Annotated in this window: 33 protein-coding genes; 1 reads left to right on the top strand and 32 read right to left on the bottom strand. The window is 59.9% G+C overall.

From position 1 onward, the window contains the following. Positions 1-147: 147 nt before the first annotated feature. Positions 148-1146, top strand: coding sequence for a porphobilinogen synthase (hemB, locus tag PTE30175_RS23555; protein WP_150699503.1), 999 nt, complete (start codon positions 148-150; stop codon positions 1144-1146). Positions 1147-1223: 77 nt separating this feature from the next. Here the strand turns inward: hemB and dsbD are convergent, their stop codons facing one another. The 32 genes from dsbD to PTE30175_RS23395 form a co-directional block, all read right to left on the bottom strand. Beyond that, the gene (gene dsbD, locus PTE30175_RS23550; protein ID WP_224788942.1) at positions 1224-3173 is read right to left on the bottom strand and encodes a protein-disulfide reductase DsbD; all 1950 of its coding nucleotides are present in this window, start codon (positions 3171-3173) and stop codon (positions 1224-1226) included. Then, positions 3166-3498: a divalent-cation tolerance protein CutA gene (cutA, locus tag PTE30175_RS23545; protein WP_150699502.1), complete on the bottom strand. Its 333-nt coding sequence runs from the start codon at positions 3496-3498 to the stop codon at positions 3166-3168. Before cutA ends, dsbD begins: the two co-directional genes overlap by 8 nt. 146 nt (positions 3499-3644) lie before the next feature. Next, positions 3645-4037, bottom strand: coding sequence for a 50S ribosomal protein L17 (gene rplQ / locus PTE30175_RS23540; RefSeq protein WP_150699501.1), 393 nt, complete (start codon positions 4035-4037; stop codon positions 3645-3647). Positions 4038-4190: 153 nt separating this feature from the next. Beyond that, complete coding sequence (locus PTE30175_RS23535; protein WP_150699500.1) at positions 4191-5168, bottom strand: DNA-directed RNA polymerase subunit alpha; 978 nt, start codon at positions 5166-5168, stop codon at positions 4191-4193. Positions 5169-5274: 106 nt separating this feature from the next. Then, positions 5275-5898 (bottom strand): 30S ribosomal protein S4, encoded by a 624-nt coding sequence (gene rpsD, locus PTE30175_RS23530; protein WP_150699499.1) that lies wholly within the window; start codon positions 5896-5898, stop codon positions 5275-5277. Between the two features lie 148 nt (positions 5899-6046). After that, positions 6047-6451, bottom strand: a complete 405-nt coding sequence (gene rpsK, locus PTE30175_RS23525; RefSeq protein WP_150699498.1) for a 30S ribosomal protein S11 — start codon at positions 6449-6451, stop codon at positions 6047-6049. A 17-nt stretch (positions 6452-6468) separates the two neighbouring features. Beyond that, positions 6469-6834, bottom strand: coding sequence for a 30S ribosomal protein S13 (rpsM, locus tag PTE30175_RS23520; protein WP_150699497.1), 366 nt, complete (start codon positions 6832-6834; stop codon positions 6469-6471). 34 nt (positions 6835-6868) lie between these two features. Then, a complete protein-coding gene (gene rpmJ / locus PTE30175_RS23515; RefSeq protein ID WP_150699496.1) occupies positions 6869-6985 on the bottom strand; it encodes a 50S ribosomal protein L36 in 117 nt (38 codons plus the stop codon). 20 nt (positions 6986-7005) lie between these two features. Continuing rightward, entirely contained in the window at positions 7006-7224 is a 219-nt protein-coding gene (gene infA / locus PTE30175_RS23510; RefSeq protein WP_007869286.1) for a translation initiation factor IF-1, read from the bottom strand. A gap of 15 nt (positions 7225-7239) precedes the next feature. After that, on the bottom strand, positions 7240-8577 hold the full coding sequence (secY, locus tag PTE30175_RS23505) for a preprotein translocase subunit SecY (protein WP_150699495.1): 1338 nt from the start codon (positions 8575-8577) through the stop codon (positions 7240-7242). Positions 8578-8607: 30 nt separating this feature from the next. Continuing rightward, positions 8608-9048 (bottom strand): 50S ribosomal protein L15, encoded by a 441-nt coding sequence (gene rplO / locus PTE30175_RS23500; protein WP_150699494.1) that lies wholly within the window; start codon positions 9046-9048, stop codon positions 8608-8610. Positions 9049-9059: 11 nt separating this feature from the next. Next, the gene (gene rpmD / locus PTE30175_RS23495; protein ID WP_023593832.1) at positions 9060-9242 is read right to left on the bottom strand and encodes a 50S ribosomal protein L30; all 183 of its coding nucleotides are present in this window, start codon (positions 9240-9242) and stop codon (positions 9060-9062) included. A gap of 11 nt (positions 9243-9253) precedes the next feature. Beyond that, positions 9254-9772 carry a 30S ribosomal protein S5 gene (gene rpsE / locus PTE30175_RS23490; RefSeq protein ID WP_150699493.1) on the bottom strand — a complete coding sequence of 173 codons (519 nt, stop codon included), beginning with the start codon at positions 9770-9772 and terminating at the stop codon, positions 9254-9256. Between the two features lie 11 nt (positions 9773-9783). Beyond that, a complete protein-coding gene (gene rplR / locus PTE30175_RS23485) occupies positions 9784-10149 on the bottom strand; it encodes a 50S ribosomal protein L18 (RefSeq protein ID WP_150699492.1) in 366 nt (121 codons plus the stop codon). An 11-nt stretch (positions 10150-10160) separates the two neighbouring features. Next, positions 10161-10694, bottom strand: a complete 534-nt coding sequence (gene rplF, locus PTE30175_RS23480; protein WP_150699491.1) for a 50S ribosomal protein L6 — start codon at positions 10692-10694, stop codon at positions 10161-10163. Between the two features lie 18 nt (positions 10695-10712). Next, positions 10713-11108, bottom strand: a complete 396-nt coding sequence (gene rpsH, locus PTE30175_RS23475) for a 30S ribosomal protein S8 (RefSeq protein ID WP_150699490.1) — start codon at positions 11106-11108, stop codon at positions 10713-10715. Positions 11109-11121: 13 nt separating this feature from the next. After that, positions 11122-11427: a 30S ribosomal protein S14 gene (gene rpsN / locus PTE30175_RS23470; RefSeq protein WP_150699489.1), complete on the bottom strand. Its 306-nt coding sequence runs from the start codon at positions 11425-11427 to the stop codon at positions 11122-11124. A 7-nt stretch (positions 11428-11434) separates the two neighbouring features. Continuing rightward, positions 11435-11974: a 50S ribosomal protein L5 gene (rplE, locus tag PTE30175_RS23465; RefSeq protein ID WP_150699488.1), complete on the bottom strand. Its 540-nt coding sequence runs from the start codon at positions 11972-11974 to the stop codon at positions 11435-11437. Positions 11975-11990: 16 nt separating this feature from the next. Beyond that, entirely contained in the window at positions 11991-12302 is a 312-nt protein-coding gene (gene rplX, locus PTE30175_RS23460; RefSeq protein WP_150699487.1) for a 50S ribosomal protein L24, read from the bottom strand. A gap of 9 nt (positions 12303-12311) precedes the next feature. Beyond that, positions 12312-12680 (bottom strand): 50S ribosomal protein L14, encoded by a 369-nt coding sequence (gene rplN / locus PTE30175_RS23455; RefSeq protein ID WP_150699486.1) that lies wholly within the window; start codon positions 12678-12680, stop codon positions 12312-12314. A gap of 268 nt (positions 12681-12948) precedes the next feature. Further along, on the bottom strand, positions 12949-13221 hold the full coding sequence (gene rpsQ / locus PTE30175_RS23450) for a 30S ribosomal protein S17 (RefSeq protein WP_150699485.1): 273 nt from the start codon (positions 13219-13221) through the stop codon (positions 12949-12951). Continuing rightward, positions 13218-13412: a 50S ribosomal protein L29 gene (gene rpmC, locus PTE30175_RS23445; protein ID WP_150699484.1), complete on the bottom strand. Its 195-nt coding sequence runs from the start codon at positions 13410-13412 to the stop codon at positions 13218-13220. The genes rpsQ and rpmC overlap by 4 nt, the downstream gene beginning before the upstream one ends. Positions 13413-13428: 16 nt before the next feature. Then, positions 13429-13845 carry a 50S ribosomal protein L16 gene (gene rplP / locus PTE30175_RS23440; protein ID WP_150699483.1) on the bottom strand — a complete coding sequence of 139 codons (417 nt, stop codon included), beginning with the start codon at positions 13843-13845 and terminating at the stop codon, positions 13429-13431. A gap of 2 nt (positions 13846-13847) precedes the next feature. Continuing rightward, the gene (gene rpsC / locus PTE30175_RS23435) at positions 13848-14654 is read right to left on the bottom strand and encodes a 30S ribosomal protein S3 (protein WP_150699482.1); all 807 of its coding nucleotides are present in this window, start codon (positions 14652-14654) and stop codon (positions 13848-13850) included. A gap of 9 nt (positions 14655-14663) precedes the next feature. Beyond that, entirely contained in the window at positions 14664-14993 is a 330-nt protein-coding gene (rplV, locus tag PTE30175_RS23430) for a 50S ribosomal protein L22 (protein WP_150699481.1), read from the bottom strand. 9 nt (positions 14994-15002) lie between these two features. Further along, complete coding sequence (gene rpsS / locus PTE30175_RS23425) at positions 15003-15278, bottom strand: 30S ribosomal protein S19 (protein WP_150699480.1); 276 nt, start codon at positions 15276-15278, stop codon at positions 15003-15005. Between the two features lie 11 nt (positions 15279-15289). Further along, positions 15290-16117, bottom strand: a complete 828-nt coding sequence (gene rplB, locus PTE30175_RS23420; protein ID WP_150699479.1) for a 50S ribosomal protein L2 — start codon at positions 16115-16117, stop codon at positions 15290-15292. Between the two features lie 2 nt (positions 16118-16119). Continuing rightward, positions 16120-16434, bottom strand: coding sequence for a 50S ribosomal protein L23 (gene rplW, locus PTE30175_RS23415; protein ID WP_150699478.1), 315 nt, complete (start codon positions 16432-16434; stop codon positions 16120-16122). Continuing rightward, entirely contained in the window at positions 16431-17051 is a 621-nt protein-coding gene (rplD, locus tag PTE30175_RS23410) for a 50S ribosomal protein L4 (protein WP_150699477.1), read from the bottom strand. Before rplD ends, rplW begins: the two co-directional genes overlap by 4 nt. Positions 17052-17053: 2 nt before the next feature. Continuing rightward, positions 17054-17710 carry a 50S ribosomal protein L3 gene (gene rplC / locus PTE30175_RS23405; protein WP_191629192.1) on the bottom strand — a complete coding sequence of 219 codons (657 nt, stop codon included), beginning with the start codon at positions 17708-17710 and terminating at the stop codon, positions 17054-17056. A gap of 174 nt (positions 17711-17884) precedes the next feature. Further along, positions 17885-18196, bottom strand: a complete 312-nt coding sequence (rpsJ, locus tag PTE30175_RS23400) for a 30S ribosomal protein S10 (RefSeq protein ID WP_010804138.1) — start codon at positions 18194-18196, stop codon at positions 17885-17887. Positions 18197-18310: 114 nt separating this feature from the next. Continuing rightward, positions 18311-18448 (bottom strand): EF-Tu C-terminal domain-related protein (locus PTE30175_RS23395; RefSeq protein WP_476703890.1); only part of this gene is annotated, 138 nt, incomplete at its 5' end.

Genomic DNA, 18448 nt, shown 5'->3' with positions numbered 1-18448 from the left:
ATGATATACCATGCGTTCGAAAGTTTCCCGGAGTCCATCGTTTTTTTGCGCCGTTTTGCCCGTACGCTGGACGGCGCAAACCGGCAAGCGACTGCCGGTCTGCACGACGCTCACACCACGCACTCCCCCAGCCAGAGGTCCGATCGCATGAGCACATTTCCCCTGCTTCGCCCGCGCCGCATGCGCCGCGATGATTTCTCCCGCCGCCTGATGCGCGAAAACCGGCTGACGACCGACGACCTGATTTACCCGGTCTTTGTCGTCGAAGGACAAAACCGCCGTGAGTCCGTCGATTCGATGCCCGGCGTCGAGCGCCTGTCGGTCGATGAACTGCTGCGCGTGGCCGACACCTGCGTCACGCTGGGCGTGCCGGTGATCGCCCTGTTTCCGAACATCGAGCCGTCGCTGAAGACGCCGGACGGCATGGCCGCCACGGACCCGGCGGGCCTGATTCCGCGTGCCGTACGCGAACTGAAGCGCAGCTTCCCCGAGCTTGGCGTGTTGACCGACGTCGCGCTGGATCCGTACACGAGCCACGGCCAGGACGGCGTGCTCGACGAAGAAGGCTACGTGATCAACGAGGCGACCACCACGATCCTGGTTCAGCAGGCGCTGGTGCAGGCGGAAGCGGGCGTGGACATCGTTGCCCCGTCCGACATGATGGACGGCCGCATCGGCGCTGTCCGCGTCGCGCTCGAGGAGCACGATTTCATCCATACGCGCATCATGGCTTACGCCGCGAAGTATGCGTCCGCGTTCTACGGCCCGTTCCGCGACGCCGTCGGCTCGGCCGCGAGCCTCGGCAAGGGCAACAAGATGTCGTACCAGATGGACCCCGCCAATTCGGACGAAGCGCTGCGCGAAGTCGCGCTCGATATCGAGGAAGGCGCCGACATGGTGATGGTCAAGCCGGGCATGCCGTATCTGGATATCGTGCGCCGCGTGAAGGACCAATTCCATTACCCGACGTATGCCTACCAGGTCAGCGGCGAGTACGCGATGATCAAGGCTGCTGTACAGAACGGCTGGCTCGACCACGACAAGGTGGTGCTCGAATCGCTGTTGGCGTTCAAACGCGCCGGCGCCGATGGCGTGCTGACATATTTCGCGCTCGACGCAGCCCGCCTGATCAAGGCCCGGGGCTGATTACACGCGAAACGAAAAAGCGGCCGCCCCGAACAGGGTGCGGCCGCTTTTTTACGGGCGGCGCCACTACCGAACGATTACGTCGCCGCCGCCCCCAACGCCTTGTCGAGGCTGCGCAGGAACTGATCGGCCGATTGGAAGCCGATCACGCGGCCGCCCGCCACTTCCTTGCCCGATGCGTCGAAGAAGATGATGCCGGGCGGCCCGAACAGGCCAAAACGCTTGAGCAATGCCTGGTCGTCGGCGGAGTTGGCGGTCACATCGGCCTGCAGGATCAGCATTTGGCCCAGGCGGGCCCGCACGCGCGGATCGGTGAAGGTGAAACGCTCCATTTCCTTGCAACTGATGCACCAGTCGGCATAGAAATCGAACATCACCGGCTTGCCGGCGGCGGCGACCTGCCGCTCCAGATCGGCCAGATCACGCACACGCGTGACGGGCAATGCGTGCGTGTCGGATGCCGCTTGCGCACCTGCGCCCGCCACACTCCCTGTCAGTCCTGCAAGCGGCTGCAAGGGGTCACGCGCCCCCGAGGCGGCGCCGACGAGCGCTACGGCACCCAACATTGCTACCACCACGCCGAGCCCCTTCAGCAGCCGCCTGAAGCCGCTGGCGCCATCCGGCAGGCTGTCGAACACCCGCAGGAAGCTCGCGCACACGAGCAACAGGACACCCCAGCCCAGCAGCAGCACCGGCGTCGACACGAGCGGGCGAACGATCCACAACGCCACGCCAAGCAGCACCACTCCGAAGAAACGCTTGACGCCTTCCATCCAGGCGCCCGCCTTGGGCAACAAGGCGCCCTCGCCGGCGGCGACGATGACAAGCGGCACCCCCATGCCGAGCGACAGCGCGAACAGCGTCGCCCCGCCGAAGACCGCGTCGCCGGTTTTTGCAATGAACGCCAAGGCAGCCGCCAGCGGCGCGGTCACGCACGGGCTGACGATCAGCCCCGAGAGCACGCCCATGACCGCCGCGCCAACCCACTGGCCCGACGCCTGCCGGCGGGCCGCGTCGTCGATGCGCTCGCGCAGGGCGGCGGGCAGTTGCAGTTCGTAGAACCCGAACATCGAAAGCGACAGGGCCACCATCAGGAGCGCAAAGAGCACCAGCACCCAAGGCGCCTGCAGCGCAGCCGTTAGCCCTTGTCCCAGCAGCCCGGCAGCCACGCCAATGGCCGTATTGACGACGGCCATGCCGAGTACATACGCGACTGACAAGCCCACGGCGCGGCCACGGCCGGCGCCTTGCCCGACCACGATCGATGACAGAATCGGCACCATCGGCAGTACGCACGGCGTGAACGCCAGCAGCACGCCAAGCCCGAAGAAGATGGCCAGCGCCGTCATGAAATTCCCGCCGGCAAGCACGCGTTCCAATTGGCCGAAATCGTCGCGTGCCGCAAGCCAGCCGCCCGCATCCGCGCCGATCGCACGGGTCCCATCGCGCGCACCGGCCGCAGGCGCAGCCGTCATCACCCCTGCCGGCGCGACGGACATCGCCGCACCGCCTGCCGAGGAAGACGCCTTCGCGCCCACCGCCGCCGAGATCTTCAGCGGCTTTTCCATCGGGGGATAACAGATCCCTTTCTCGGCGCAGCCCTGCATCGTCACATTGAGCGTGAACGGCGCGACGATACCGGTGACAGGCAAACGCACGTCGATCGGTTCGTGATAGACCTCCATGTCCTTGCCGAAGGTCTCGTCGTGCTTCACCTCGCCCTTGGGAAACTGCGGCGCGCCCAATTGCGCCAAGCCGCTCCCGACGGCAAATGCCATGCGTTCGCGGTACAGGTAGTAGCCTTTCGCGACATCGAAATGCAGTACGACCGCGCCCGGCGTCTCGCTCGCGGACACCTTGAACGCGACGTCGGGATCGAGGAATTCGTCAGCGGCACGCGCCGCAGGCGCCATCCAGCCGAACAGCAACGCGGCCAATATCAGCCACACGAATGCCGCGCCGACACCTTGTGAACGCACGCCCCGCTGGCGCACGCCACTGGCCATTCCCAGCCGCCCCTCAGACATGCAACTCCCCCCGGGTTTCCGCTTCGACCCAACGCGCGTACGCCGGCAACGCCGCACTGGCAGGCCAGGCAACGATCTCGGGCACGTCGTACGGATGATGATCCTTGATGAATTGTTCCAGCGCCGAATAGCGCGCGGCCATTGTCTTGATCAACAACGGCACCTCCTCGGACGTCTCCCGCTTCCCCTCCCAGCGATAGCTCGAGCGCACCGTCGGCAACTGCTGCACGCAGGCGGCGAGCCGTGCGGCCAGCATGCCGTCGGTGGCCGCTTCGGCGCTGGCCTCGTCGGGAAACGTCGTCATGACGATGAGCAAGGCGTCCATGGTGTGAAAGACTCGGAATGGCATCAAACGTTCACTTTACACCGGCCCGCAGCACTGCGTGAGGCCGGCGCACCAAAATGGAAAAAGCCAGGTCAAAGACCTGGCTTTCTCACGAATCCGCTAGGCGGCTATCGTCGAGCAATGACTTACTCGGCGATTTCCACGGCTTCTTCTGCAACTTCCGGACGGTCCAGCAGTTCGACGAACGCCATCGGGGCGTTATCGCCGACACGGAAACCCATCTTCAGGATACGCAGGTAGCCACCCGGACGGTTGGCAAAACGCGGGCCCAGCACGTCGAACAGCTTGGCGACGGAATCACGGTCGCGCAGGCGGTTGAATGCCAGACGGCGGTTGGCCAGCGACGGCTTCTTGCCCAGCGTGATCAGGGGCTCGACGACCTTGCGCAGTTCCTTGGCCTTCGGCAGCGTGGTCTTGATCGCTTCGTGTTCGATCAGCGAGTTCGACATGTTACGCAGCATGGCCAGACGGTGGCTGCTGGTACGGTTCAGTTTACGCAAACCATGACGGTGACGCATTTCAACTTTCCTTTAAACAGAGTTTTCGACCAGCTCTTCTATCGGCAACAACGCCGCGGGCCGGTATCGGTTCAATCGGGCAACACACGGCGATACCGCACGTTGGCCCAGGTAACGACACGGCCGCCCCAGGGGCGGCCATGCCTTCACAACTTACTTCTCGAGACCAGCCGGCGGCCAGTTTTCGAGCTTCATGCCGAGCGTGAGACCACGCGAGGCAAGCACTTCCTTGATCTCGTTGAGCGACTTGCGACCCAGATTCGGGGTCTTGAGCAATTCGTTCTCGGTACGTTGGATCAGGTCGCCGATGTAGTAGATGTTTTCGGCCTTCAAGCAGTTGGCCGAACGCACCGTCAACTCCAGGTCGTCCACCGGACGCAGCAGGATCGGATCGATCTGCGGCGCGCGCGACGGCGCTTCGCTGGCAGCTTCCGTGCCTTCCAGGGCAGCGAACACCGACAGTTGATCCACCAGAATGCGCGCCGATTGACGGATCGCTTCTTCCGGCGAAACCACACCGTTGGTTTCGATGTTCATGACCAGCTTGTCCAGGTCGGTACGCTGTTCCACACGGGCCGATTCGACCGCATACGAAACACGCTTGACCGGCGAGAACGACGCATCGAGAACGATGCGGCCGATCACCTTGGCGTTGTCGTCGCCGTAACGGCGGACATTGCCCGGCACATAGCCACGGCCCTTCTCGATCTTGAGCTGGACATCGAGCTTGCCGCCCTTGGCCAGATGCGCAATCACGTGATCGGGGTTGATCAGTTCTACATCATGCGGCACTTCGATATCCGAAGCGCGCACCACACCTTCACCATCCTTGCGCAGCGTCACCGTGACTTCGTCGCGGTTATGCAGCTTGAACACAACACCCTTCATGTTCAACAGGAAGTTGACAACATCTTCCTGGACACCGTCGATGGTGGAGTATTCATGCACGACGCCGGCGATCGTCACTTCGGTCGGGGCATAGCCGACCATCGACGACAGCAGCACACGGCGCAATGCGTTGCCCAAGGTGTGGCCATAACCGCGCTCGAACGGCTCCATCACCACTTTTGCGTGGTGCTCGCCAACGGGTTCAACCGCAATGATCTTGGGCTTCAACAAACTGGTTTGCATAGGTTTCCTTTTCAATACCCTCGGCTCGTTACACCGATAAGGCTGACGGGTGACAACCTGCACGGGAACGCAAAAACGCGCCGTGCCGGCGCGTCATGCGAACGAATTAACGCGAGTAAAGTTCGACGATCAAGCTTTCGTTGATGTCGCCCGCGATATCGCTACGTTCCGGCAGCTGTTTGAAGGTACCTTCCATCTTCTTGGCATCTACCGAAACCCAGATCGGGAATCCAACTTGCTCGGCCAGCGACAGCGATTCTTGAATGCGCACTTGCTTCCTGGCCTTTTCACGGATGGCGATCACGTCGCCAGCCTTGACTTGCAGCGACGGGATGTTGGCAACCTGACCGTTGATCACGATCGCCTTGTGGCCGACCAACTGGCGCGCTTCAGCGCGGGTCGAGCCAAAGCCCATGCGGTAAACGACATTGTCCAGACGCGATTCGAGCAGTTGCAGCAGCTGTTCACCCGTGTTGCCACGGCGGCGATCGGCTTCCGCGAAATAACGGCGGAATTGACGCTCAAGCACGCCGTAGATGCGCTTGACTTTCTGCTTTTCACGCAGCTGGTTGCCGTAGTCCGACGTACGGGCACCCGAGGTGCGGCCGTGTTGACCAGGCTTGCTATCCAGCTTGCACTTGTCTGCCAGCGAGCGGCGGGCGCTCTTCAGGAAGAGGTCGGTACCTTCACGACGGGAGAGTTTGGCCTTCGGGCCGATATAACGTGCCACGTTGCTTTCCTTTTTTCAATAACTGACGCAGCGGTTGTTCCACTGCGCAAGTCCGGCACCGGTGTGCCGGACGGTGGTCTTATGAACATCAAGCACTCCGGGGCGCAAAATCATGCGCGCCGAAGTGCAGCCTGCGATTATAGCAGGATTAGATACGACGACGCTTCGGCGGACGGCAGCCGTTGTGCGGCACCGGCGTCACGTCCGAAATCGCCGTGATCTTGATACCGAGCGCGTTCAGCGCGCGAACCGCGGATTCGCGACCCGGACCCGGGCCCTTGATGCGAACTTCGAGGTTCTTCACGCCGTATTCCAGCGCAACACGGCCGGCCGACTCAGCAGCGACCTGGGCAGCAAACGGCGTCGACTTACGCGAGCCCTTGAAGCCTTGGCCACCCGACGTCGCCCATGCCAGTGCATTGCCTTGGCGATCGGTGATCGTGATGATCGTGTTGTTGAACGAAGCGTGGACGTGGACGACGCCTTCGGCAACGTTCTTCTTGACCTTCTTGCGAACGCGCTGCGAAGCGGCGTTGTTCTGTTGCTTAGCCATGAGTTCCTATCCTCTGGTTACTTCTTCAGCGAAACGCCGGCCTTACGCGGTCCCTTGCGGGTACGCGCGTTCGTACGGGTACGCTGACCACGGACCGGCAGGCCCTTGCGGTGACGCAGACCACGATAGCAACCGAGGTCCATCAGGCGCTTGATGCTCATCGTGGTTTCACGACGCAGGTCGCCTTCGACCGTCAGCTGACCAACCTGGTCACGCAGTTTTTCCAGATCGTTGTCGTCGAGGTCCTTGACCTTCTTCGAGAACGGCACACCGGCAGCTTCACAGATCTGACGAGCGCGCGTGCGGCCAACACCGTAAATGGCCGTCAGGCCGATTTCGGTATGTTGGTGATTCGGGATGTTAACCCCTGCGATACGAGCCATTCGTTATTCCCCAACTAAATAGCGTTAAATGCGATCAGCCCTGACGTTGCTTGTGACGCTGATCCGAGCTGCAAATCACACGCACGACGCCATTACGCTTCACAATTTTGCAATTGCGGCACATGCGCTTAACCGAAGCCATTACTTTCATGACAATCCCTCTCTCTCTAATCACTTCGCCCGGAAGACGATCCGCGCACGCGACAGATCGTAGGGCGTCAACTCTACCGTCACCTTATCCCCGGGAAGGATGCGGATGTAATGCATCCGCATTTTTCCGGAGATATGTCCGAGTACTACATGGCCATTTTCCAGCTTTACCCGGAAGGTGGCGTTGGGGAGGTTTTCAACAACCTCACCCTGCATTTGAATAACGTCGTCCTTCGACATGGTCAAAAGCCAAGCTTAGCGAAGCGTCATGTTATTGCCGCCCTTGAAATTCGCCTTGCGGAGCAGCGACTCATATTGTTGCGACATCACATACGACTGCACTTGCGCCATGAAGTCCATCGTGACGACCACGATGATCAACAGGGATGTGCCACCGAAATAGAACGGCACATTCCAGCGCAGCACCAGGAACTCTGGCAGCAAGCAGACCAACGTCACGTAAGCGGCACCGGCCAGCGTCAGGCGCATCAGGATCTTGTCGATGTACCGTGCCGTCTGGTCGCCCGGGCGAATCCCCGGCACGAACGCCCCGCTCTTCTTCAGGTTGTCCGCGGTTTCCTTGCTGTTAAACACCAGTGCGGTGTAGAAAAAGCAGAAAAACACGATGGCCAGTGCGTACAGCATCACGTAGATCGGCTGACCCGGCGACAACTTGCTCGCGATATCCTTGAGCCAACGCGTGCTTTCGCCTGCGCCGAACCAGTTCGCGATCGTTGCCGGGAACAGGATGATCGACGATGCAAAGATCGGCGGAATCACGCCTGCCATGTTCAGCTTCAACGGCAGGTGCGAAGCCTGACCGCCGTACACCTTGTTACCGACCTGACGCTTGGCGTAGTTGACCAGGATCTTGCGTTGACCCCGTTCGACGAACACCACGAAGTACGTCACCAGCACCACGAGCGCGCAGATAATGATCGCCGAGAAGTAGCCGATCGCGCCGGTATTGACCAGCTCGAACAGACCGCCCACCGCGTTCGGAAGACCTGCAGCAATCCCGCCGAAAATGATGATCGAAATACCGTTGCCCAGACCACGCTCGGTGATCTGCTCACCCAGCCACATCAGGAACATCGTACCGGTGACCAGGGTAATGACCGTCGTCAGGCGGAACAGCATGCCTGGATCGATCACAAGGCCCGGCTCACTCTCGAGCGTCACTGCGATCGCCAATGCCTGGAAGAGCGCGAGCAACACCGTGAAATACCGGGTGTACTGCGTGATCTTGCGCTGTCCGGACTGACCTTCCTTGCGCAATGCTTCCAGTTGCGGCGAAACCATCGCCAGCAGCTGCATGATGATCGACGACGAGATGTACGGCATGATCCCCAATGCGAAGATCGTGAACCGCGACAACGCACCACCCGAGAACATGTTGAACATGCCCAGGATCCCGCCCGACTGGCGCTGGAACAGCTGCGCCAGATGATCGGGGTCGATGCCCGGCACCGGGATATGCGCACCAGTTCGGTAGACGATCAACGCCAGCAGCAGGAAAACCAGCCGCCGGCGCAGATCCGCATACTTCGGGCCCTGCGTACCAGGCTTAGCGAGATTAGGAGACTTGGCCAATGACGGCTCCGCGTGCTCTAACCGTTACCGTCAGGCGACGTCAGCGACCGAACCGCCGGCCGCTTCGATCGCTGCACGTGCACCCTTCGTGGCGCCAACGCCCTTCAGAGTGACCTTGCGCGACAGTTCGCCAGTGGCGATAACCTTCGCGGACAGCGACAGCTCGCTGATCAGGCCAGCTTGCTTGAGTACCAACAGATCGATCTCGTCGACCGGCAGGCCTTGCAAGTCCGACAGGCGCACTTCACCCACGAAGCGGCGCGTCAGCGACTTGAAGCCGCGCTTCGGCAGACGGCGTTGCAGCGGCATTTGACCGCCTTCAAAACCGACCTTGTGGAAGCCGCCCGAACGCGACTTCTGACCCTTGTGACCACGGCCGGCGGTCTTACCCAGACCCGAACCGATACCACGGCCAACGCGGCGCTTGGCGTGCTTGGCGCCTTCTGCCGGCTTGAGGTTGTTCAATTCCATGATGACCTCGCTCAGTCGACGATCTTCACAAGGTACGAGACCTTGTTGATCATGCCCCGCACTGCGGGCGTATCCTGCAACTCGCTGACCGAATTGAGGCGGCGCAGGCCCAGACCCTTGACGGTCGCGCGATGGTCTTCACGCGTGCCGATCAAGCTCTTGACCAACTTAACTTTTACAGTTTGCTGCGACATATTGATCACCCTTAGCCGAGGATCTCTTCCACCGACTTGCCACGCTTGGCGGCGATATCGGCAGGAGTCGATTGTTTCTTCAGGCCGTCGAGCGTGGCGCGGACCAGGTTGTACGGGTTCGTCGAGCCAAGGCTCTTCGTCACCACGTTGGTCACGCCCATCACTTCGAACACCGCGCGCATCGGGCCACCGGCGATAACACCGGTACCATCCTTGGCCGGCGACATCATCACTTTCGATGCGCCATGCTGGCCAAAAACGGAGTGTTGCAGGGTGCCGTTCTTCAACGGAACCTTGACCATGTTGCGGCGGGCTTGCTCCATTGCCTTCTGAACGGCAACCGGCACTTCCTTCGCCTTGCCCTTGCCCATGCCGATGCGGCCATCGCCGTCACCAACCACGGTCAACGCGGCAAAACCGAGAATACGGCCACCCTTCACAACCTTCGTGACGCGGTTGACCGAGATCATCTTCTCCCGAAGGCCGTCGTCGCGTTCGTCAGCCTGAACTTTCGCTTGCATCTTTGCCATGACGGATATCCTTAGAACTTGAGGCCAGCTTCACGGGCTGCGTCGGCCAGGGCCTTCACGCGACCGTGATAGCGGAAGCCTGCGCGGTCGAAAGCAACGCTTTCAACGCCGGCAGCCTTCGCCTTTTCGGCGATACGACGGCCGATCAACGCAGCGGCGGCAGCATTGCCACCCTTGCCTTCCTTGTCGCCCAGTTCCTTGCGCACTTCGGCTTCGAGGGTCGAGGCGCTTGCCAGGACTTGCGTACCGTCTGCCGAAAACACTTGCGCGTAGATGTGCAGGTTGGTGCGATGCACGGAAAGGCGATGCACCTTGAGTTCGGCCAGCTTGATACGGGTCTGGCGGGAACGGCGCAAACGGGATTGTTTCTTGTCCATGTTTCGCACCCTTACTTCTTCTTGGTTTCTTTGAGGATCACCACCTCGTCCGCATAGCGGACGCCCTTGCCCTTGTAGGGCTCGGGCGGACGGTAACCGCGAACTTCCGCAGCCACTTGTCCGATGCGTTGCTTGTCAACGCCCTTGATGATGATCTCCGTCTGCGTCGGCGTTTCGGCCTTCACGCCTTCCGGCAGCGAATAGACGACGTCGTGCGAGAAGCCGAGTTCCAGCTTCAACGACGTGCCTTCTGCCTTGGCACGATAACCCACGCCAACCAGCTGAAGCTTCTTCTCGAAGCCCTTGCTGACACCCGTCACCATGTTGTTGACGAGTGCGCGCTCCGTACCATACAACGCATTCGCTTCACGGCTTTCGTCAGCCGGGGCGAAGGTGATGGTGTCGTTTTCAATCTTTACGTTGACCAGGACATTCACGCCGCGCGTCAGCGAACCCAGCGGGCCCTTGACGGTCAGCACGTTGCCGGCCAGCGACGCTTCGATACCCTTGGCCAGGGCGATCGGGCTTTTACCTACTCGAGACATGTTCTTCTCCTCGGGCGGTTAAGCGACGTAGCAGATGACTTCGCCGCCCACGCCGGTGGCGCGTGCCTTGCGATCGGTCATCACGCCCTGCGGGGTCGAGACGATGGCAACGCCGAGGCCGTTCATGACCTGCGGAATGTCGTTGCGGCTCTTGTACACACGCAGACCCGGGCGCGAAACGCGTTCGAGGCGCTCGATGACCGGACGGCCAGCGTAGTACTTCAGTGCAATGTTCAGCACCGACTTTGCGTTTTCTTCCTTAACCGCGTAGTCGTCGATATAGCCTTCGTCCTTGAGGACCTTGGCGATCGAGACCTTCAGCTTGGACGAGGGCATTGCTACGTTTGCCTTCTCGACCATTTGCGCATTGCGGATACGGGTCAGCATATCGGCGATAGGATCGCTCATGCTCATAGTGCTTCTCCTATTACCAGCTGGCTTTGGTCACACCCGGGATTTCGCCACGGAAGGCGATTTCACGGATCTTGCTACGTGCCAGACCGAATTTGCGGAACGTGCCGCGGGGACGACCGGTCAGGTCGCAACGATTGCGTTGACGCGTCGGGTTTGCGTTGCGCGGCAGCTGTTGCAGTGCCAGGCGCGCTTCATAACGCTCTTCTTCCGACTTGCTCGTGTCTTCGATGGTCGCTTTGAGGGCGGCGCGCTTGGCAGCGAACTTCTCAGCCAGACGTGCGCGTTTCTTTTCGCGTTCGATAAGTGCCAGTTTAGCCACGATTACCTCAGTTACGGAACGGGAATTTGAACGCCGACAGAAGAGCCTTGGCTTCTTCGTCAGTCTTCGCAGTCGTCGTGATGCTGATGTTCAGACCACGCAGTGCGTCGATTTTGTCGTACTCGATTTCGGGGAAAATGATCTGCTCTTTCACACCGACGTTGTAGTTACCACGACCATCGAACGCGCGGCCCGAAATACCACGGAAGTCACGCACGCGCGGCAGGGCCACGGTGATGAAACGATCCAGGAATTCGAACATACGCTCACCGCGCAGCGTCACCATCGTACCGATGGGGTAGCCTTCGCGGATCTTGAAACCTGCGATTGCCTTGCGTGCCTTGGTCGTCACCGGCTTTTGACCGGCGATCTTCACCAGGTCGCCCGTGGCGTTATCGATGATCTTCTTGTCAGCGACGGCTTGACCAAGACCCATGTTCAGGGTGATCTTGGTGATGCGCGGCACTTCCATGACAGACTTGTAACCGAACTGAGTCATCAGTTCCGCGACAATCTTGTCTTTATAGAGTTGTTGCAAACGAGCCATTCTCTAAACTCCTTGCTCAGGCACCGGCGACGACCGCACCGGTCGTCTTGAGGAAGCGGACTTTCTTGCCATCTTCCACCTTGATGCCCACGCGCGACGGCTTGCCTTCGGCATCCACCAGCGCAATGTTCGAGATGTGAATGGGCATCGTCTTGTCAACCACACCGCCTTGCGTACCCTTCATCGGGTTCGGCTTGACGTGCTTCTTGGCAACGTTGACGCCCTCGACGACCACCTTGTCGCCGTCGACTGCCAGCACGGTACCGCGCTTGGCCTTGTCTTTGCCGGTCAGAACGATGACCTGGTCACCCTTGCGAATCTTGTTCATATTGGCTCCTTACAGCACTTCCGGGGCCAGCGACACGATCTTCATGAACTTCTCGGTACGCAGTTCACGCGTGACCGGTCCGAAGATACGCGTGCCGATCGGCTCGAGCTTGGCATTGAGCAGGACGGCTGCATTGCCGTCGAACTTCACCAGCGAACCGTCTTGGCGGCGCACGCCCTTGGCGGTACGCACGACCACTGCGTTGTAGATCTCGCCTTTCTTGACGCGACCACGCGGCGCAGCATCTTTCACGCTGACTTTGATGATGTCGCCAATGCCGGCATAACGGCGCTTGGATCCACCCAACACCTTAATGCACATGACTTCGCGCGCACCGGTATTGTCGGCTACGTCGAGCCGGGTTTCTGTCTGAATCATGGTGTTATCTTCCCAACTTAATCCGGCGCTAGGCGTCGGTCAGTCTTGGCCCCGTCAGCGCCAACGGCACTGTTTGGGTTGAGTCGTTCAAAGTGGACAACTTTGCCGCCTGGATCGCTGCACTCAGTCATTGCACTGAAGCACATTTCACCTGGGGGCGGCCATCCACCTCTTACCGAAACCAAAGACCGGTTTTGGCGAAAGAAGCGGAAAGTCCGGAATTATAACCTGATAATTCCGGACTTGCAAGCTTGCTTGTAAAGACGCCTTAGATGATGCGGGCGGCTTCCAGCAGACGGGAAACGGTCCAAGCCTTGGTCTTCGACAGCGGACGAGTTTCTTGAATCTCGACCTTGTCGCCTTCCTTGAATTGGTTCGTCTCGTCGTGCGCGTGGTACTTCTTCGAACGCACGATGTACTTGCCGTACAGCGGGTGCTTCTCCTGACGCTCGACCAGCACCGTCACCGTCTTGTCCATCTTGCTGCTGACAACCGTACCCACCAGGGTACGCTTCAGCGCAGTCTTAGCGGTATCGTTCATTTCTGGCTCGCCTTCTCGTTCAACACGGTACGCACGCGCGCGATGTCGCGGCGGACCTTCTTCAGCTGGCTCGTGTTGCTGAGCTGCTGGGTGCCCGCCTGCATGCGCAGACCGAATTGGGCCTTCAGCAGATCGGACAGTTCCTTGTTCAGGGCGTCCTGATCCTTGTCGCGAAGTTCGGATGCTTTCATTTCAAATTCTCTCCACTCAAGCGCCGAGCTGACGTTCAACGAACACCGTCTGGATCGGCAGCTTGGCAGCCGCGAGGCGGAAAGCCTCACGAGCCAGCGTGACGTCCACACCGTCCATTTCGTACAGCATCTTGCCCGGTTGAATCTCGGCGACGTAGTACTCCGGGTTACCCTTACCGTTACCCATACGCACTTCTGCCGGCTTTTGCGAGATCGGCTTATCCGGGAAGATACGAATCCAGATACGGCCACCACGCTTGATGTGACGGGTCATGGCACGACGTGCCGCTTCGATCTGGCGAGCCGTCAGGCGACCACGACCGACCGCCTTCAGACCGAAGTCACCGAATGACACTGCGTTGCCACGGGTGGCGACGCCGGTGTTACGGCCCTTCTGTTCCTTGCGGTATTTTCTACGCTTCGGTTGCAGCATGTTTATTCTCCAGTCTTGGCGTCGCCGTTAGGCGCACCAGCCGGGCGGCGCGGGCCACCGCGCTTGACGCCGGGCTTGTCGCCACCAGCGTCGTCGCGACGGCCGCGACGGTCACCCGGACGCGCGTTGCGGCGCGGACGCTTTTCTTCCGTCGGCTCTTCAGCCACCGGCGCGTCGTTGCGGCCCAGCGTGTCACCCTTGTAGACCCACACCTTGATACCGATGATGCCGTAGGTCGTCTGCGCTTCCGCGGTCGCGTAGTCGATGTCGGCGCGCAGGGTGTGCAGGGGCACACGGCCTTCGCGATACCATTCGGTACGGGCGATTTCGATACCGTTCAGACGGCCCGAGCTCATGATCTTGATGCCTTGGGCACCCAGACGCATCGCGTTCTGCATCGCGCGCTTCATTGCGCGGCGGAACATGATACGGCGCTCAAGCTGCTGAGCGATCGAGTCGGCGATCAGCTGCGCATCGGTTTCCGGCTTGCGGATTTCCTCGATGTTGACGTGCACGGGCACGCCCATGCGCTTTTGCAGCTCCGTCTTCAGGATTTCGATATCCTCGCCCTTCTTGCCGATCACGACACCAGGACGCGAGCTGAAGATCGTGATACGTGCGTTCTTTGCAGGACGCTCGATGATCACGCGGCCAACCGAAGCGTTTTTCAGCTTCTTCTTCAGGTATTCGCGAACGCCGATATCTTCCTTCAGCATTTGTGCGAAGTTCTGGTTGTTCGCGTACCAACGCGAAGCCCAGTTACGACTGACAGCCAGACGGAAGCCAGTCGGATGAATTTTCTGTCCCATCGTGACCCCTTAGTTGCCCAGCGTCACAGTAATGTGACAGGTTTGCTTCTCGATCTTGTTACCACGGCCTTTTGCACGCGCCGTGAAACGCTTGAGCGAGGTACCCTTGTCGACGTACACGCCCTTGACACGCAGCTCGTCGATATCAGCGCCTTCATTGTGCTCGGCGTTGGCGATTGCCGACTCGACCACTTTCTTCAGAATGACGGCAGCCTTCTTCGGCGAGAACGTCAGGACGTTCAGTGCACGTTCGAGCGGCAGGCCGCGGATCTGGTCGGCGACCAGACGCGTCTTCTGCGCCGAGATGCGAGCACCTTTATGAATTGCTTTCACTTCCATGATCGCCCCTTATTTCTTCGCCTTCTTGTCGGCCGCATGGCCTTTGAAGGTACGAGTGAGCGCGAACTCACCCAGCTTGTGGCCGACCATGTTTTCCGACACATACACCGGAACGTGTTGACGGCCGTTATGAACGGCGATCGTCAGTCCGATGAAATCGGGCAGAACGGTCGAACGACGCGACCAGGTCTTGATCGGCTTCTTGTCACGCGTTGCTTGCGCCGCTTCAACTTTCTTCAGCAAGTGAGCGTCGCAGAACGGACCTTTTTTAACAGAACGTGCCATTTGCTAGCTCCTTATCGCTTGTTGCGGCGCTGGACGATCATGCTGCCCGTGCGCTTCGTGCTGCGAGTACGCTTGCCCTTGGTCTTCAGGCCCCACGGGCTAACCGGATGACGGCCAGCTGCAGTACGACCTTCACCACCACCGTGCGGGTGATCGACCGGGTTCATTGCGACACCGCGAACCGTCGGACGAATACCACGCCAACGCGTTGCACCGGCCTTGCCGATTTGACGCAGGCTATGCTCTTCGTTACCGACTTCACCGATCGTGGCACGGCACTCGATGTGCACGCGACGGATTTCACCCGAACGCAGACGCACTTGAGCGTAGGTGCCTTCACGGGCCAGCAGCATCGCCGAGGCGCCAGCGGCACGTGCGATTTGCGCACCCTTGCCCGGCAGCATTTCGATGCAGTGGATCGTGGTACCGACCGGAATGTTGCGAATCGGCAGCGTGTTACCCGACCGGATCGGCGCTTCCGAACCGCTCAACACTTGCTGGCCGACGGTCATGCCGCGCGGTGCAATGATGTAACGGCGTTCGCCATCCAGGTAGCACAGCAGTGCGATGTTCGCGCTACGGTTCGGATCGTATTCCAGACGCTCAACCTTGGCCGGCACGCCGTCCTTGTTGCGACGGAAGTCGATCACACGATAGTGCTGCTTGTGACCGCCACCCATATGACGGGTGGTGATGTGACCGTTGTTGTTACGGCCGGCGGTCTTGCTCTTGACGTCGAGCAGCGGGGCGTACGGCTTGCCCTTGTGCAGGTCTTTGTTGACGACCTTGACCATCGAGCGACGGCCCGGCGACGTCGGTTTCGTTTTGACGAGTGCCATGATTACTTGGCCTCCGCTTCAAAATTGATTTCCTGACCCGGCTTCAGGCTCACGTAGGCCTTCTTCTCGTGGTCACGACGACCCATGAAGCGGCCAAAGCGCTTTTGCTTGCCCTTGCGGTTCAGGATCTGCACCGACTCGACTTCAACCTTGAAGAGCAGCTCGACAGCAGCTTTCACTTCTTGCTTGTTCGCGTCACGCGCAACTTGGAATACGACTTGCTCGTTCTTGTCCGCCACCATGGTCGCCTTTTCGGAGATCACGGGCGAGAGCAGAACTTGCATCAGACGATGGTCATTTTTGCGAACGTCGCTCATCCCAGCATCTCCTCGATTTTGGCGATCGCACCCTTGGTCACCAGGATCTTCTTGAAGTAGATCAGCGACAGCGGGTCTGCGAAACGCGGCTCGGTCACAGCGATGTTGGGCAGGTTGCGCGAGGCGAGGAACAGGTTCTCGTCCACGGTATCCGTAATCACCAGCACCGACTCAAGACCCATGGCCTTGATCTTTTCTGCGAGCAGTTTGGTCTTCGGGGCTTCGAGCTTGATCTCTTCGACCACCGACAGACGACCTTCACGGGCGAGCTGCGACAGAATCGAGCAAACACCAGCGCGGTACATCTTCTTGTTGACTTTGTGGCTGAAGTTTTCTTCCGGCGAATTCGGGAAGATACGGCCACCGCCACGCCACAACGGGCTGGACGACATACCGGCACGAGCACGGCCCGTACCCTTCTGACGCCACGGCTTCTTGGTCGTGTGCTTGACCTGTTCACGGTCTTTCTGCGCACGATTGCCGCTGCGGGCGTTGGCTTGATAAGCCACAACCACTTGGTGGATCAACGCTTCGTTGTAGTCACGGCCGAACACGACGTCCGACGCGGACACGCCTGCGCCTTCCTGACCTTGCTCATTCAGGAGCTTCAGTTCCATTGTTACGCTCCCTTCGCGAGTTTGGCCTTGACTGCCGGCGTCACGAAAACCTTGCCTTCCTTGGCGCCGGGAACGGCACCCTTGATGAACAAGAGTTTGCGATCGGCGTCAATGCGCGCGATTACGAGGTTCTGCACCGTCTTCGTGACGTCACCGAGGTGACCAGTCATGCGCTTACCCGGGAAAACACGACCCGGATCCTGCGCCATACCGATCGAACCCGGCACATTGTGCGAACGGGAGTTACCGTGGGAAGCACGGCCCGAAGCGAAGTTGTAACGCTTGATCGTACCGGCGTAGCCCTTACCGATCGACACGCCTTGCACGTCAATCTTCTGGCCCACTTCGAACAGATCAACGCCGACGACCGAACCCGGCTGCAGTTCAGCAGCTTTGGCGGCGTCAACGCGGAATTCCTTCAGGATTTCACCGGCTTCAACGCCCGCTTTCGCGAGGTGGCCAGCGATGGCTTTGGTCACGCGCGAGGCGCGACGGGCGCCGAAAGTAACTTGAACAGCCGTGTAGCCGTCCGTTTCATCCGTCTTGATTTGCGTCACGCGGTTGTCAGACACATCCACCACGGTAACGGGGATCGAATCGCCGTCTTCCGTGAAAATACGCGTCATGCCAACCTTGCGACCGACAAGTCCAAGGCTCATGATTTTCTCCATTCCCGACTACGATTGGCCGGGGCTAAATGACAAAAGGATGGATCACGGGCGTGATCCATCTCTTCAAACTACAACTGAGCCCACGATTATAGACGAGCTCTTTGCGCTTGACAAGGTCCAGCAATTCGCTTAGATACAACACCCTAAGCGGGGTGCCAGGCCTTACTGCAGCTTGATTTCGACGTCCACGCCAGCCGGCAGGTCCAGCTTCATCAGCGCGTCGACAGTCTTGTCCGTCGGATCGACGATGTCCATCAGGCGTTGGTGCGTGCGGATTTCCAGCTGATCGCGCGACGTCTTGTTGACGTGCGGCGAACGCAGGATGTCGAAACGCTCGATACGCGTCGGCAGGGGCACCGGACCCTTGACGATTGCGCCCGTGCGCTTTGCGGTTTCGACGATTTCAGCTGCCGATTGGTCGATCAGGCGGTAGTCGAAAGCCTTCAGGCGAATGCGGATTTTCTGGTTTTGCATGAGATTTCTCCAAAGAGCGCGGCAACCCTCGTTCGGGCGCCAGGGTACTTCACAAAGAGCAACAGATTTCGAGAAGGGCGGCACCGAAGTGCCGCCCTGCCCGTTCATTCGCTATCAGGCGATGATCTTGGCAACCACGCCGGCGCCGACGGTACGGCCACCTTCGCGGATTGCGAAACGCAGACCTTCTTCCATGGCGATCGGGTGGATCAGCTTGACCGTGATCGACACGTTGTCACCCGGCATGACCAT

It is taken from the genome of Pandoraea terrae, assembly GCF_902459695.1.
GTDB classification, from domain to species: Bacteria; Pseudomonadota; Gammaproteobacteria; order Burkholderiales; family Burkholderiaceae; genus Pandoraea; species Pandoraea terrae.
This window is presented reverse-complemented; position numbering and strand designations above follow the sequence as displayed.

Excerpts from the sequence above, each read along its gene's own strand:
- rpmD (WP_023593832.1), bottom strand. The coding sequence starts at position 9,242 with ATGTCGCAGCAAACTGTAAAAGTTAAGTTGGTCAAGAGCTTGATCGGC.
- rplC (WP_191629192.1), bottom strand. The coding sequence starts at position 17,710 with ATGAGCCTTGGACTTGTCGGTCGCAAGGTTGGCATGACGCGTATTTTC.
- rplP (WP_150699483.1), bottom strand. The coding sequence starts at position 13,845 with ATGCTGCAACCGAAGCGTAGAAAATACCGCAAGGAACAGAAGGGCCGT.
- rpsM (WP_150699497.1), bottom strand. The coding sequence starts at position 6,834 with ATGGCTCGTATCGCAGGGGTTAACATCCCGAATCACCAACATACCGAA.
- PTE30175_RS23535 (WP_150699500.1), bottom strand. The coding sequence starts at position 5,168 with ATGCAAACCAGTTTGTTGAAGCCCAAGATCATTGCGGTTGAACCCGTT.
- rpsC (WP_150699482.1), bottom strand. The coding sequence starts at position 14,654 with ATGGGACAGAAAATTCATCCGACTGGCTTCCGTCTGGCTGTCAGTCGT.
- rplN (WP_150699486.1), bottom strand. The coding sequence starts at position 12,680 with ATGATTCAGACAGAAACCCGGCTCGACGTAGCCGACAATACCGGTGCG.
- rplR (WP_150699492.1), bottom strand. The coding sequence starts at position 10,149 with ATGGACAAGAAACAATCCCGTTTGCGCCGTTCCCGCCAGACCCGTATC.
- rplV (WP_150699481.1), bottom strand. The coding sequence starts at position 14,993 with ATGGAAGTGAAAGCAATTCATAAAGGTGCTCGCATCTCGGCGCAGAAG.
- rpmJ (WP_150699496.1), bottom strand. The coding sequence starts at position 6,985 with ATGAAAGTAATGGCTTCGGTTAAGCGCATGTGCCGCAATTGCAAAATT.
- rpsH (WP_150699490.1), bottom strand. The coding sequence starts at position 11,108 with ATGAGCATGAGCGATCCTATCGCCGATATGCTGACCCGTATCCGCAAT.
- rplW (WP_150699478.1), bottom strand. The coding sequence starts at position 16,434 with ATGAGCGACGTTCGCAAAAATGACCATCGTCTGATGCAAGTTCTGCTC.
- rpmC (WP_150699484.1), bottom strand. The coding sequence starts at position 13,412 with ATGAAAGCATCCGAACTTCGCGACAAGGATCAGGACGCCCTGAACAAG.
- rplO (WP_150699494.1), bottom strand. The coding sequence starts at position 9,048 with ATGGAATTGAACAACCTCAAGCCGGCAGAAGGCGCCAAGCACGCCAAG.
- rplF (WP_150699491.1), bottom strand. The coding sequence starts at position 10,694 with ATGTCTCGAGTAGGTAAAAGCCCGATCGCCCTGGCCAAGGGTATCGAA.
- rplX (WP_150699487.1), bottom strand. The coding sequence starts at position 12,302 with ATGAACAAGATTCGCAAGGGTGACCAGGTCATCGTTCTGACCGGCAAA.
- rplD (WP_150699477.1), bottom strand. The coding sequence starts at position 17,051 with ATGGAACTGAAGCTCCTGAATGAGCAAGGTCAGGAAGGCGCAGGCGTG.
- rplQ (WP_150699501.1), bottom strand. The coding sequence starts at position 4,037 with ATGCGTCACCGTCATGGTTTGCGTAAACTGAACCGTACCAGCAGCCAC.
- infA (WP_007869286.1), bottom strand. The coding sequence starts at position 7,224 with ATGTCGAAGGACGACGTTATTCAAATGCAGGGTGAGGTTGTTGAAAAC.
- rplE (WP_150699488.1), bottom strand. The coding sequence starts at position 11,974 with ATGGCTCGTTTGCAACAACTCTATAAAGACAAGATTGTCGCGGAACTG.
- dsbD (WP_224788942.1), bottom strand. The coding sequence starts at position 3,173 with ATGTCTGAGGGGCGGCTGGGAATGGCCAGTGGCGTGCGCCAGCGGGGC.
- rpsQ (WP_150699485.1), bottom strand. The coding sequence starts at position 13,221 with ATGAACGATACCGCTAAGACTGCGCTGAAGCGTACCCTGGTGGGTACG.
- cutA (WP_150699502.1), bottom strand. The coding sequence starts at position 3,498 with ATGGACGCCTTGCTCATCGTCATGACGACGTTTCCCGACGAGGCCAGC.
- rpsK (WP_150699498.1), bottom strand. The coding sequence starts at position 6,451 with ATGGCTAAGCAACAGAACAACGCCGCTTCGCAGCGCGTTCGCAAGAAG.
- rpsJ (WP_010804138.1), bottom strand. The coding sequence starts at position 18,196 with ATGCAAAACCAGAAAATCCGCATTCGCCTGAAGGCTTTCGACTACCGC.
- hemB (WP_150699503.1), top strand. The coding sequence starts at position 148 with ATGAGCACATTTCCCCTGCTTCGCCCGCGCCGCATGCGCCGCGATGAT.
- rplB (WP_150699479.1), bottom strand. The coding sequence starts at position 16,117 with ATGGCACTCGTCAAAACGAAACCGACGTCGCCGGGCCGTCGCTCGATG.
- rpsS (WP_150699480.1), bottom strand. The coding sequence starts at position 15,278 with ATGGCACGTTCTGTTAAAAAAGGTCCGTTCTGCGACGCTCACTTGCTG.
- rpsE (WP_150699493.1), bottom strand. The coding sequence starts at position 9,772 with ATGGCAAAGATGCAAGCGAAAGTTCAGGCTGACGAACGCGACGACGGC.